The organism is Lentzea sp. NPDC003310 (assembly GCF_040610935.1).
Classification (GTDB): Bacteria; Actinomycetota; Actinomycetes; order Mycobacteriales; family Pseudonocardiaceae; genus Lentzea.
Genome location: NZ_JBEXNC010000008.1, coordinates 66,183 through 78,515 on the forward strand (window position 1 = coordinate 66,183; position 12,333 = coordinate 78,515).

15 protein-coding genes are annotated in these 12,333 nt (G+C 71.0%); 7 read left to right on the forward strand and 8 right to left on the reverse strand.

Going from position 1 to position 12,333, the window contains the following annotated elements; all coding sequences use genetic code 11:
* The first annotated feature begins 527 nt into the window (after window positions 1–527).
* Window positions 528–1,454, forward strand: coding sequence for a helix-turn-helix transcriptional regulator (locus tag ABZX02_RS17420; RefSeq protein ID WP_355299250.1), 927 nt, complete (start codon window positions 528–530; stop codon window positions 1,452–1,454).
* Between the two features lie 75 nt (window positions 1,455–1,529).
* On the opposite strand, the gene ABZX02_RS17425 is transcribed toward ABZX02_RS17420, so the two are convergent.
* Window positions 1,530–2,039, reverse strand: coding sequence for a hypothetical protein (locus tag ABZX02_RS17425; RefSeq protein ID WP_355299252.1), 510 nt, complete (start codon window positions 2,037–2,039; stop codon window positions 1,530–1,532).
* Window positions 2,040–2,115: 76 nt separating this feature from the next.
* Between ABZX02_RS17425 and ABZX02_RS17430 the strand changes: the two genes are divergently transcribed.
* Together ABZX02_RS17430 and ABZX02_RS17435 are read left to right on the forward strand one after the other, a co-directional pair.
* On the forward strand, window positions 2,116–2,937 hold the full coding sequence (locus ABZX02_RS17430; protein ID WP_355299254.1) for a siderophore-interacting protein: 822 nt from the start codon (window positions 2,116–2,118) through the stop codon (window positions 2,935–2,937).
* Between the two features lie 345 nt (window positions 2,938–3,282).
* A complete protein-coding gene (locus ABZX02_RS17435; protein WP_355299256.1) occupies window positions 3,283–4,032 on the forward strand; it encodes an NPP1 family protein in 750 nt (249 codons plus the stop codon).
* On the opposite strand, the gene ABZX02_RS17440 is transcribed toward ABZX02_RS17435, so the two are convergent.
* On the reverse strand, window positions 4,033–4,704 hold the full coding sequence (locus ABZX02_RS17440; RefSeq protein ID WP_355299257.1) for a helix-turn-helix domain-containing protein: 672 nt from the start codon (window positions 4,702–4,704) through the stop codon (window positions 4,033–4,035).
* A gap of 94 nt (window positions 4,705–4,798) precedes the next feature.
* Between ABZX02_RS17440 and ABZX02_RS17445 the strand changes: the two genes are divergently transcribed.
* Complete coding sequence (locus ABZX02_RS17445; RefSeq protein ID WP_355299259.1) at window positions 4,799–5,524, forward strand: SDR family oxidoreductase; 726 nt, start codon at window positions 4,799–4,801, stop codon at window positions 5,522–5,524.
* Window positions 5,524–6,396, forward strand: a complete 873-nt coding sequence (locus ABZX02_RS17450; protein ID WP_355299261.1) for an SDR family oxidoreductase — start codon at window positions 5,524–5,526, stop codon at window positions 6,394–6,396. Before ABZX02_RS17445 ends, ABZX02_RS17450 begins: the two co-directional genes overlap by 1 nt.
* Here ABZX02_RS17450 and ABZX02_RS17455 read toward each other — a convergent pair.
* A complete protein-coding gene (locus tag ABZX02_RS17455; protein WP_355299263.1) occupies window positions 6,393–7,112 on the reverse strand; it encodes a polysaccharide deacetylase family protein in 720 nt (239 codons plus the stop codon). The two genes, ABZX02_RS17450 and ABZX02_RS17455, sit on opposite strands and share 4 nt — an antisense overlap.
* Before the next feature lie 95 nt (window positions 7,113–7,207).
* Here ABZX02_RS17455 and ABZX02_RS17460 point away from each other — a divergent pair, with 95 nt between their 5' ends.
* Entirely contained in the window at window positions 7,208–8,110 is a 903-nt protein-coding gene (locus ABZX02_RS17460) for an ATP-binding protein (RefSeq protein WP_355299264.1), read from the forward strand.
* A gap of 6 nt (window positions 8,111–8,116) precedes the next feature.
* On the opposite strand, the gene ABZX02_RS17465 is transcribed toward ABZX02_RS17460, so the two are convergent.
* From ABZX02_RS17465 to ABZX02_RS17480, 4 genes are read right to left on the reverse strand one after another with little or no spacing between them, the layout of a single operon-like run.
* Entirely contained in the window at window positions 8,117–8,614 is a 498-nt protein-coding gene (locus ABZX02_RS17465) for an MOSC domain-containing protein (protein ID WP_355299266.1), read from the reverse strand.
* Window positions 8,593–9,090: a peptide-methionine (S)-S-oxide reductase MsrA gene (msrA, locus tag ABZX02_RS17470; RefSeq protein WP_355299268.1), complete on the reverse strand. Its 498-nt coding sequence runs from the start codon at window positions 9,088–9,090 to the stop codon at window positions 8,593–8,595. Before msrA ends, ABZX02_RS17465 begins: the two co-directional genes overlap by 22 nt.
* Before the next feature lie 23 nt (window positions 9,091–9,113).
* Window positions 9,114–10,253, reverse strand: a complete 1,140-nt coding sequence (locus tag ABZX02_RS17475; RefSeq protein ID WP_355299270.1) for an AI-2E family transporter — start codon at window positions 10,251–10,253, stop codon at window positions 9,114–9,116.
* A gap of 51 nt (window positions 10,254–10,304) precedes the next feature.
* Window positions 10,305–10,700: a nuclear transport factor 2 family protein gene (locus ABZX02_RS17480; RefSeq protein WP_355299272.1), complete on the reverse strand. Its 396-nt coding sequence runs from the start codon at window positions 10,698–10,700 to the stop codon at window positions 10,305–10,307.
* An 84-nt stretch (window positions 10,701–10,784) separates the two neighbouring features.
* Between ABZX02_RS17480 and ABZX02_RS17485 the strand changes: the two genes are divergently transcribed.
* Window positions 10,785–11,153, forward strand: coding sequence for a helix-turn-helix domain-containing protein (locus ABZX02_RS17485; RefSeq protein ID WP_355299274.1), 369 nt, complete (start codon window positions 10,785–10,787; stop codon window positions 11,151–11,153).
* 8 nt (window positions 11,154–11,161) lie between these two features.
* Here the strand turns inward: ABZX02_RS17485 and ABZX02_RS17490 are convergent, their stop codons facing one another.
* Window positions 11,162–12,322 carry an FAD-dependent oxidoreductase gene (locus ABZX02_RS17490; protein WP_355299275.1) on the reverse strand — a complete coding sequence of 387 codons (1,161 nt, stop codon included), beginning with the start codon at window positions 12,320–12,322 and terminating at the stop codon, window positions 11,162–11,164.
* Window positions 12,323–12,333 lie beyond the last annotated feature (11 nt).

Sequence of the window (12,333 nt, forward strand, 5' to 3'; positions counted from 1 at the left end):
CGGAAACGACACCTTCGGACGGCTCCCGCACGCCATCAACTCCTTGATTCCCCACCTGCTCGGCACCGCTTTCTTCGCGCTCACGACTCAGCGTGTTACCGGGATTTGGACGTCAATTCTCAGTCCGATCGACTGCCCGCGGGGACGCTTTGACCACTTGCCACCAGAGACAACAAGCAGTCATGTACCGGCCGCGAAATCGGTGATATCGCGCGCGTGCGGACGAGTTCCCCGCTCCGCAACCGCGCATCGAGCCCAACCCCGGCTGCGCCGCCCGCCACCCGGCCGCCTCGATCCCGGATGCGCGGACTCGTCCACTCACGTGTCCGAAAAACACGACAACTTCGGGACAACAAGTGGACTACCGCCAGTTTCCGACCCTATTTTCCGAGAAGCTTGGTAACGAATTCCCGCCGAGCCACGAAGTAGGGACAGGATTGACGCGACGTCCGGCATCCACCGCCACCACCCGACCAGCGCCTCGATCACGCAGGGTCGCCACGACAGCGCCGAAGGGACCGCACGAGATGGACGTGCAGGATCGGAGCCGGCCGCTCGCCGGTCTGGTCAGCCCGGAGGCCGAGGCCTTGTTCCTGCGCATGCTGGCGACCGGCGGCACGCCCGCCGACACGCGCGACGAGGCGGCGGCCGAGCTCCTCGACCTCGGGCTCGCGCTGCGGTCGGCCTCCGGCGCCGTCCTGCGGCCCGTCGACCAGTCCGCCGCCCTGCGGCTGCTGCTCGAGCGCCGCCAGCTCGACCTCGCGGACCAGCAGCGCCGGATCCTGGACGGCTGGACGCGGCTCACCACGTTGCTGCCACGCGACCTCGGGGGTGGTGGACGGGACGGGGACGGCGTGGTCCCGCTCGCGAGCTACGACGAGATGGCGGCGAGGACGGCGGAGCTCTACCCGTCCGCGCGGCAGCACGTGCGCGGCACCGAGACCGGCGAGGGTCCCGCGATCATCAACGGGGTGAAGGGCCGCCAGCCTGCCGCGCGGTTCCGCGTGATCTACCCGGTGACCTGTGTCGCCACGTCCGCGGGCGCCCGCATCGTCGAGGACTCCGCCGCGTGCGGCCGGCAGGTCCGGCTGCGCCGCGACGTCCCGATGAAGATGCTGCACGTGGACGACGAGGTCGCGCTCATCTCGGGCGCGCGGTCGACGGGCTTCCTCGTGCAGACGCCCGCGATCGTGACCATGCTCGCCGAGTGGTTCGACCTGCTGTGGGCCGACTCCGCGACCATCGCCCCGGCGGGCGGCGAGGAACCAGGCCTGACCGCGGCCCAGCACCGGGTGCTGCGGCTGATGGTCACCGGCGACGACGCCGCGATCGCGCGGAAGCTCGCGATGAGCACAACGACCGTGCGGCGGCACGTGAAGTCGATCTACGAGGTGCTGGGCGTGAACAGCAGGTTCGCCGCGGGCGCGGCCGCCGCGAAACGGGGCTGGGTCTAGCGGTTGCGCCGGTCGGCCGCGGAAGCCGGGCAGCGGCGGCGGTCGAGGAATCCGCGGACCGCTCGCCCGCGCCCCTCACCGGACGAGGTCGTCGGACGCGGCCGGGGCGGGCGGGTCGAGCTCGTCGGCCCGCTCCTGCATCAGCCGCACCCCGTCCTCCCGCTCGGCCGCGCGCATCGCCGTGATGGCCGCGTACAGGTGCGCACCCGTGTACGGGTCTTCTTCCTTGCGCTCGTACACCTCGCCGAGGGTGGCGTTGTACATGGCGTGCGACATGGCGGCGAGAAGCGCGCGGGTGCGCGGGGCGACGCCCCGGGGCGCGGCCGCGTCGATGATCGGGGTGACCCGCTCCCACACCTCGTCGGGCGGGCCGGGCGGGTAGAGCTGGTTGAGGGCCAGCAGGCCGTTCTCGAGTGCGCCCATGACCAGCCAGGTCTCGTCGCGGTCGGCGGGGAGCAGCGTCTGCACGCGCTCGGCGTCGCGCTGGTGGTAGGCGACCGCGAGGCGCAGGCCGATGGCCTGGCTGCGGTTCCTGCTGGCCGGCTCTTCGAACCACCACTGTTGTTGCGCGGTCCTGGGGAACATCTCCGCAGTGTGCGCCCTCGGTCTCGATTTCGCCCGAGGGTTTAGGCAAGCCTAACCAAAGGTGTAGGTTGCGGGCATGTCGCGTTACTCCGCCTTCGACCGGTTCACCCTCAAGGCCGCCACCAAGGCCGCCGAGATGGTGATGGCCCCCGCGAACCGCCGCGAGGTCTTCGAGCAGTTCGTCATGACCGTCACGGCGGTGACCGAGCTCGGCGAGCACATGCGCCGGATCACCTTCCACGCGCCGGAGTTCGCGTCGTTCGCGGTGACCGGGCCGGACGAGTACTTCGGGCTGCTGATGGCGACGGGACGCGAGCTCGTCATGCCGCCGGACGACCGGATCAACGTGCGGTCGTCGTTGCGCGCGATGCCGGAGGACGTGCGGCCCGACCTGCGCTGGTACACGGTCCGCGCGCACCGGGCCGACGTGGCCGAGATCGACGTCGACTTCGTGGTGCACGGCGACGCGGGTCCCGGCACCCGGTGGGCGCGGCGGGCGATCGCCGGGGACAAGGCGGGGTTCCGGGCCGGCGGCTCGGCCTACCGCCCGCCCAGCGACGGGGGCGTGCTGCTGGTGGCGGATGAGACGGCGCTGCCCGCGCTCGCGGCGATCCTCGCCGTCGAGACGCGGCCGGTGCAGGTCTTCGCCGAGGTGCCGGACGAGTCCTACCGCGTCGACCTCGACGCCGACTGGGTCTACCGCGGCGACGGCGAGCCCGGATCCGCCGTGCTGGAGGCGATCCAGGGCAAGACGTTGTCCACTGTGGACTACGCGTGGGCGTGCGGGGAGTCCGCGCTCGCGACCGGGGTGCGGCGGCACCTCGTCAAGGACCGCGGGGTGGACCGCAAGGCGATCATGTTCAGCGGGTACTGGAAGGTGGGGTCCGCCCGCGAGTGACCCGCCGCCGAGCCTGGCGCATCCTTTGACGCCCCCGCTGTCACCGGGTCCAAAGGCCGGACCCGACGGGTGAACATTCGTGGTCGACCCCGACCGCGCGACGAAGACGCGCGGTTGCGCCGAAATGAGGCCGGGGTTGCGAAACCTGGTCGCGGCGGTGAACCACGCACCGGCCGACCTGCGCCGACGGCCGCACGGCCCCGGGACGTGATCGATTCCGTTCCCGGGCTGTGAAATTCCCGGTACGGCAAAGATTTGGCGAAGCACCTAGACGTGAACGTGGTTCATGTACCACCTTCTGCCTCGCAAGCCTCTCCGCTCCCCTGCACCCCCGGAGGCCTCTGGATGAGGAAGAAGCTCCTGTCCGCGCTCGCCGGCGCCCTGCTGATCACCGCGCTCGTCCCCGGCGTCGCACTCGCCGACCCACCTCGGGCCATCCCGGCCAACTACGAGGAGGCCGACGGCAAGTGGCAGCCGGCGTTCGACTACGACGGCGACGGCTGCTACCCCACCCCGGCGATCTCGCCGACCGGTGACATCGCGCCCGGCCTGAAGAACTCGGGCGCGCTGAACGGCAACTGCCACGACAGGTCCGACCTGGACAACACCAACTCCTACAGCCGTTCCAAGTGCAACAACGGCTGGTGCGCCTACCTGTACGACCTGTACTTCGAGAAGGACCAGGCGGTGCCGCTGATCGACTGCTGCGGCCACCGCCACGACATCGAGCACGTGATCGTCTGGGTGCAGAACGACGTGGCCCAGTACGTCTCGACCTCGGAGCACGGCAGGTACAAGACGCACCCGCGCGCGAACGTGCAGTGGGAAGGCACCCACCCGAAGATCATCTACCACAAGGACGGCGCCAGCACGCACTGCTTCCGCCTCGCGGGCGCGGGCGAGCAGGCGGAGAACCACTACGGGGTCTACCAGTACCCCGACCTGGTCAGCTGGGACCGCTTCCCGGCCGGGGTGCGCGACAAGCTCGTGAACGCGAACTTCGGCAGCGCGTCCCTGGCGATCAAGGACAGCGCGTTCAACTACAACCTGGGCATCGCGAAGCCGGCCGGGATCCCGTTCGACCCGAACGCCTAGTCACTTCGCCACCCGGTCGAGCCATTCGGCCAAGAGGACCCGCTCCGCTGGAGACAGCGCCTGGGGCGGGTCCTCTTGCAGTGCGACACGGAGTGCGATCGCCCGGCTCGGGATGTCCGTCGGCCCCTGCGGCGCCGCCTCCGTCGTGATCGCCCCAATCACCTTCTCCTGCGTGAACGCGATCAGTCCGAGGTCGCGCTCCTCCTCCGGCGTCGCGATCAGCGCCAGCACCACGCCCATGCCCGCCGCGTGCACGAACTGCGCCGCCTGTTCGACGGGGACCGCCAGCCGGCCCGCGGACCCGATGCGGCTGATGATCGCGCGGAGCATCGCGTCCGCCTCCAGCCGCGCCTCGCGCTTGCGCGGCTCGCCGTACATCAGCAGGTAGAACGCGGGCCGCGCCAGGCCGAAGCCGATGTGCAGCTCCATCCCCCGCCGCAGGTCGGCGACCGGGTCGCCGGTCTCGCCCATCGCGTGCTTGTCCGCGAGGTAGCCGGCGAACCCGTACGTCGCGACCGCGTCGAGCAGCCCCTCCTTGTCGCCGAACAACCGGTACAGCGTCGGCGCCTGCACGCCCGCCGCCGAGGCGACCGCGCGCGTGGAGACCGCTTCCTTGCCGCCCTCGATCAGCAGGTCGGCCGCGGCCTTCACCAGACGCTCTCTCGTGTCCATGTAACGACGATAACACGCGAATGGTAGCGCTGATTCGATATCAGTGATACGTTGCTTGAGGTAACGACGGAAACACCAGCTAGGAGCATCTGACATGACTCGCGTTGCGATCGTCACCGGCGGTTCGAGGGGCATCGGGCGGGCAGCCGCCGAACGCCTCGCCGCCGACGGAACGGCCGTCGTCATCGTGTACGCCGGCAACAAGACCGCGGCCGACGAGGCCGTCGAGCAGATCAGGGCGAACGGCGGCCAGGCCGTCGCCGCGCAGGCCGACGTCGGCGACCCCGAGGCCGTCGAGGCCGCGTTCCAGCTCGCCGAGGACACCTTCGGCGGCGTCGACGTCGTGGTGAACTCGGCGGGCATCATGCCGCTGGGCACGGTCGCCGACATGGACCTCGACACGTTCGACAAGATCATGCGCACCAACGCCCGCGGCACGTTCGTCGTGTCCCAGCAGGCGGCGCGCCGGGTGCGCGACGGCGGCGCGATCGTCAACGTCTCGTCGTCGGTGGTCGGGCTGCGCTTCCCGCAGTACGGCGCCTACGCGATGTCGAAGGGCGGCGTCGAGGCGCTGACCCTGATCCTCGCCCGCGAGCTGCGCGGCCGCGACATCACCGTCAACACCGTCGCCCCCGGCCCCACGGCCACCGAACTGTTCCTCGACGGCAAGGACCAGGCGACCATCGACTCCCTCGCGAAGCAGCCGCCCCTCGAGCGCCTCGGCCAGGGCACGGACATCGCCGAGGTCATCTCCTTCCTGGCCGGTCCCGCCCGGTGGGTCAACGGCCAGACCATTCGTGCGAACGGAGGCATCATCTGATGGGCAAGGTCGTCGTCGTCACGGGAGCGTCCAGCGGGTTCGGCGCGCTGGCGGTGCGGAGGCTCGCCCTCGCGGGCCACACGGTCTACGCGGGCATGCGGGAAACGCTGGGGCGCAACGCTTCCGCGGTCGCCGAGCTGGAGGCGTTCGGCGCGGAGCACTCCGCCGACGTGCGCGCGGTCGAGCTCGACGTGCAGTCGCAGGAGTCCGCGGACGCCGCCGTCGGCACGATCGTCGCGGAGCAGGGCCGCCTGGACGTGGTGGTGCACAACGCGGGCCACATGGTCACCGGCCCGGCCGAGGCGTTCACGCCCGAGCAGTACGCGGCCCTGTACGACGTCAACGTCCTGGGCACCCAGCGCGTGAACCGCGCCGCCCTGCCGCACCTGCGCGGGCAGCGGTCCGGCCACGTCGTGTGGGTGGGGTCCAGCTCCACGCGCGGCGGCACTCCCCCGTACCTCGCGCCGTACTTCGCGGCCAAGGCGGCCATGGACGCCGTCGCCGTCTCCTACCGCGCCGAGCTGCTGCGGTTCGGCGTTGAGACCACGATCGTCGTGCCGGGTGCGTTCACCCGCGGCACCAACCACTTCGCGCACAGCGGCACGCCCGCGGACACCTCGCGTGCCGCGGAGTACGAGGAGCTCTACCCCGGTCTGGTGGACCAGGTCGGCGTCCGCCTCGCGGAACTGGAGCCGTCGTGGGCCGACGCGGGCGCGGTGGCGGACGCGATCGTGGACGTGGTGGCCGCCGCCAAGCCGCCGTTCCGCGTGCACGTCGACCCGTCGTCGGACGGTGCCGAGGTGGTCAACGCGGTGGCGGACCGGGTGCGCGGGGAGTTCCTGCGCCGGGTGGAGCTGGCCGACCTGATCTAACGGCCGCGCAGGAGCGCGGACACCGTGACGAACCGGTAGCCGCGCTCCTTCAGACCGGTGATGATCGGCCCGAGCGCCTGCCGCGTCTGGTCGCGGCCGCCGTACATCGGGTGCAGCAGGATGATCGAGCCCGGCCTGGTCCGCGCGAGGGTCTGCTCGGTGATCTCCTCCGCCTGCGGCGATCCCGCGGAGTCCGGTTCGACGTCCCACATGATCGTGGTGCGGTCGTGCCGCGCGAGGTAGTGCGGCAGGGCGAAGAGCTTCTTGCCGTGAGGCGGCCGGAAGTGGATCGGGCCGCGGTAGCCGGTGTCGCGGATCCGGGCGTCGGTGTCCTCGATCTCCTTCGCCACCGTGCTCGGCAGCACGCCGACCATGCGCCGGTGGTGGTAGGTGTGGTTGCCGATCTCGTGGCCCGCCAGGGCGATCCGGCGGCCGAGGTCGGGGTGCTGTTCCAGGTCGCGGCCCATGAGGAAGAACGTGGCGGGGACCTGTTCGGCCGCCAGGACGTCCAGGACCTGCTGGGTGCCGGCCGGGTCCGGGCCGTCGTCGAAGGTGAGGGCGACGACCTTCTCGCCGGTCTCGACGCGGTCGACCAGCTCGCCGAAGAACTGGAACGTGCGGGCGCTCGCGACGTTCCACAGCGCTGCGGCGGTCGCGAGCACCAGGACGAGGCTCACCGCCGTGATGATCGTCGGCCTGCGGCGCAACCACTTCATGCGCCCACTATGGCCAAGGTGGAGTCACCGGTCTGCGGCACCCCGTCCTCGCTAGGCTTGATCGGCTCACCGCCACCACGTCGCTCGGGGGAACGATGCGCCACATCGAGACCGGTCCTGCCCTGACACGGCTGGAGTGGCTGCTCGACGGCCTGGACGGGACACCCGGCTGGGGCGCCGACGCGGCCGACGTGTTCGCGGACGAGTTCACCGCGGCCGTGACGCCCGAGAGGTACGTCGAGGTCACCCGCGCCCGTTCGGCGAACTACGCACCGGTGGCCGTGGTCGGCCTCGACGCCGGCGAGACCACCGCGCAGGCGAGGATCCGCCGGCACGACGGCACCGTCGACGTCGTCTCCTGCGTCGTCGAGACCGCACCGCCGCACCGGATCGTCTCCACGTGGGTCGCCGGACTGGTGCCGAGCGACCTGACCCCGAGGTTGCCGGCCGACTTCACCGGCTCCGACCTGCCTCCCGCCACCAACGCCCGGCTGGTGGTGTTCTCCGGGCTGCCCGGCAGCGGGAAGAGCACCCTGGCCGACGCGACGGGCGCCGAGCTGGGGGCTCCGGTCTTCGCCACCGACTGGCTGCTCGGCGCACTGACCCCGTTCGGCGGGCGCTACTTCGAGGACCCGCTGGCCATCGCCGAGGAACTGCTGACCACGCTCGCCCTGCGGCAACTGCTCGCCGGGCAGTCCGTCGTCCTCGACCACCCGGCCGAGAGCCTGGCGACCAGGGACCGGTGGCGCAGTCTGGCGCACCGGACCGGCGCGGAGTTCCGCGTGGTCGTGTGCCGGTGCTCCGACCAGGAGGTCCACCGCCGCCGCCTCGAAGACCGCCGCCGCGGCATCCCCGGCTGGCACGACGCCACCGACTGGTCCGACGTGCGGCAGCGGCTGGAGCGCTTCCCCTCCTGGCACGACGAAGCGCTGTCGGTCGACACCCTCGAACCACAGGAGCTGACCATGGCCGCGGTCCTGCGGCACATCACCGCCTGAGGCGCGTCACGGGTGCGCGAGGCCGAGTTCCGCGATCCCGGTCCGCAGCACCCCGTCGTCCAGCGGCACGCACCGGACCCCGCCCCGCCCGCGCAACGCCTTGAAGGCACCGGGAGCGATCACCTGGTCCATCCAGGCGCAGGGGTTAGCCGGCCGGTGGACCTCGAACCGCACCGGCCCGTCCCCGCTGTCGAGGCTGAACACGGTCCCGCGCGGCAGGGAGTCCACCTCGAACCCGCGCACGACGACGTTGCGGCGCGCGACCAGCGGGTCCACCGGCCACGGGTCGAGCGACTCGGCGGCGATGAACGTGACCGAGGCGTTGCGGTGCGCCGGGTGGTTGAAGTAGCGGTCCCCGACGAGGCCGAGGCCCGCGCGGACCTCGGCGCACGACCGCGAAACAGACCCCGGATCGGGACGAGGGCCGTCCGACGGACGGCCCTCGAAGGCGTGCACGGGTGAGACGTGCAGCGCGACGACCTCTACCTCTCGCCGAGCTGCCACTCGGGCCTCACGTAGTGGCACGTGTAGCCGTTCGGGTAGCGCTCCAGGTAGTCCTGGTGCTCCGGCTCGGCCAGCCAGAAGTCCGACTCCTGGGTGACCTCGGTGACGACCTTGCCCGGCCACTTGCCCGAGGCGTCGACCGCGGCGATCGTCTCCTCGGCGACCTGCTTCTGGGCGTCGTCGGTGTAGAAGATGGCCGACCGGTAGCTCGCGCCGATGTCGTTGCCCTGGCGGTTGCGGGTCGACGGGTCGTGGATCTGGAAGAAGAACTCCAGGATCTGCCGGTAGCTGAGCTGCTCCGGGTCGAACGTGATCTCGATGGCCTCGGCGTGGTTGCCGTGGCGGCGGTACGTGGCGTTCGGCGTGCTCGGGTCGCCGGTGTAGCCGACGCGCGTGGAGACGACGCCGGGGTGGCGGCGGAACAGGTCCTGCATGCCCCAGAAACAACCGCCCGCGAGAACAGCCTTCTCCGTCACAGTGTCACTCCTCTTCTCGGTGTTCACTCAGGAGAACGTTCGGTCTCCCCCGGATCATCCCCGTCAGGATGTGACGTGACCATTACGGACCTCGCCTCGATGACCTCGCCCAGGTAGCGCATCACGACGGCCACGGCGGCCGCGACCGGCACGGAGAAGAACGCACCCGCGATCCCGTACAGGGAGGTACCCGCCGTCACGACGAGCAACACCACCGCGGCGTGCAGGCGCAGGCTGCGCGACTGCAGGATGGGCTGCAGCACGTTGCCCTCGACCTGCTGCACCACGATCACGATGACCAGCATGATGATGGCCGTGGTCAGGCCGTTGCTGACGAGCGCGACCAGCACCGCGAGCGCGCCGGCGATGAACGCGCCGATGATCGGGATGAAGCCGCCGAGGAACGTGAGCGCGGCCAGCGGGATCGCGAGCGGCACGCCGAGGATCACCAGGCCGAGCCCGATGAAGACGGCGTCGATCAGCGAGACGACCGCCTGGCTGCGGATGAAGCTGCCGAGCGTCACCCAGATGCGCTCCAGCACCGTCGTCACGTGACCACCGGCGCGCTCGCCGATCAGGCCGCGCACCCACGGCGTGAACCGCGTGCCGTCCTTCACGAAGAAGAACGCCAGCAGCAGCGCCACCAGCCCCGTCACGAGCCCGGACGTCACCGCGCCCGCGCCCGTCAGCAGCCCGCCCGCGATCGACCCGATGCTGGACTTGAGCTGCTCGACGCCCTGCGAGATGAGCCGGTCGAGGTCGCTGCCGCGCAGGTTGAACGGCGGCCCGCTGGCCCAGTCCTGCAGCTGCTGGACGGCCTTCTGCGCGCTCTGCGCGATCTCCGGCACACCGGACGCGATCGAGGTGGAGATGGCCGCGATCACGCCACCCAGCACCCCGAGCCCGACGACCAGCACGATCGTCGCCGCCAGCGCCGAGTTGAGGCCCTTCGACATCATCCAGCGCGCCGGCGGCCACAGCACCGTCGTGATCAGCAGACCGAGCAGCACGGGCATGACGACCACCCAGAGCTTGCCGATCAGCCAGAACACCATCCAGAAGCCGAGCGCGGCCAGCGCCGCCCGCAGACTCCACCGCGCGAGCCAGCTCACGCCGTGGCCGATGGCCTCACCCTTGTCCGCCCACCTGCGATCCCGTTCCACGCGCACAGTCTGTCGTGATCTAGCCCGTTCGGGTGGCGGGACGCGCCGAATTCACCCCCGGCCCCAGAACGCGTCCTCCTCGGCGGGGTCGGCGGTGAACAGCCACACCTCGGCCACCTTGCCGTCCGCCACCCGCATCAGGTCCACCCCGACGCCGTCCATCTCGGCCCCGGACCGCCGCGCGGTCCACGCCACCGACGCCGCCACGACCTCCCCGTTCACCATCAGCGGAGCGTTGCGCCGCAACGAGAAGGTGCCCTCGGACACCGCCATCATCCCGCCGATCATCGCCCCGACGGCGTCACTGCCGCGGTGCACGCCGGAGAACTGGTTCTCGCCGGGCTGGTGCCACACGACGTCGTCGGCGAACTGGGCGGCGACGGTCGCGAAGTCACCGGACTCCAGCGCCTCGAAGTAGGTGGTCACGACGGCAAGCGGGCTGGTCACGACGTTCTCCTTTTCGTTGGTGTTGCCCTATGCTCACCAAAAGTAACCAATTACCTCAACGTAACTAATGGAGGGATGTGCGCCATGTCACAGACCATGCCGGACTGGAGCGTGCTCGCGGCCACCTGCCCGTCGCGCACGAGCCTGGCGCGCATCGCGAACAAGTGGACGGCCATGGCGGTGTCGGTGCTGGGCGACGGCCGAGCGCGGTTCGGCGACCTCAAGACGCGGCTCGACGGGATCAGCGGCAAGGTGCTCACCGAGACCCTCCGCGACCTCGAACGGGACGGGCTCGTCACGCGGCACGTGCACGCGGAGGTGCCACCGCGCGTCGAGTACGAGCTCACCGAGCTCGGGCTCACGCTGCACGAGCCGTTGCTCGCGCTGTGCCGGTGGGCCGAGGACCACATCGCGGAGGTGCTCCGCAACCGCGAGGACTACGACGCGCGGTGACGCGGCGCTCAGGCGGGCGTGAGCACGCCGTCGACGTCCGGCGTGACCGAGCCGCGGATCAGGTTCCGCACGATTGGCAGCCCGGAGAGGCGGAAAGCCATGTCGCGCACCGAGATCCGCCACGCCGACGCCGGCGCCATCCAGCCGACGAACCGCCGCCCGAACTCCTGGGTGCGCTCCACCGCGGGCTTCAGCCGGGCCTGGTAGCGGTCGAACGCCCCGTCGAACCCGGCCGAGAGCTCCTCCACGAGCACGTGGGCTCCGGTCATCGCGAGCGACGCGCCGTGGCCCGCGAACAGCGACACGGCACCGCAGGCGTCCCCGACGAGGACGACCTTGCCGCGGTGCCACACCGGCACGTCCACTTGGGACACCTCGTCGTGGTAGACGTCCTCCGGCACGACGGACAGCAGCTCCGGCACCACCCAGCCGAGGTCCCCGAACCGCTCCCGCAGCGCCTCGGCCGGTGAGTCCGGCAGCCTCGGCGACTCCGACCGGTGCAGCATCAGCGCCGCCATCGACCCGTCCCGCACGGCGTAGCAGCCGACCATCCGGTGCGGCGCGGTCAGCATCTGGTAGCGGTAGCCGATCCGGGCGCTGAGCTCCGGGTCCCGGAACGAGAACGCCGCCGTGTGGTGCCCCAGGTACCGCACGAACGACGACGAGGGACCGAACACGAGTTCCCGCACCCGCGAGTGCACGCCGTCCGCGCCGACGACCAGGTCGAACTCGCCGGTGCTCCCGTCGGAGAACGCGACGCGGCCGTCCTCCGACCCCGCGGAGACCGTTGTGCCGTAACGAATCGGCGCGCGCAGGTCGTCCCGGACCACCTCCGCGAGGTCGCCGCGCAACAGGCTGATCACCCCGTCCGCCACCGCCTCGTAGGCGGCCGTGGAGATCTCCGCGCGCTTGCGACCGCGGGAGTCCACGCTCGTCACCGACGAGATCGGCGCCCGTCGCCGCTCCAGCGCCGGCAGCAGGCCCATCCGCCGCGCCACCTCGTGGCCCGGCCCGAAGAAATCGATCATGTAGCCGCCCGCGCGGAACGCGGGCGCCCGCTCCACCACCAGGACGTCCCACCCGGCGCGTTCCAGCCACCAGGCGGACGCGAGCCCGGCGATCCCCGCTCCGACGACCACCGCACGTTGTTGGGCACTCGACTTAGGCATATGCCCAATCT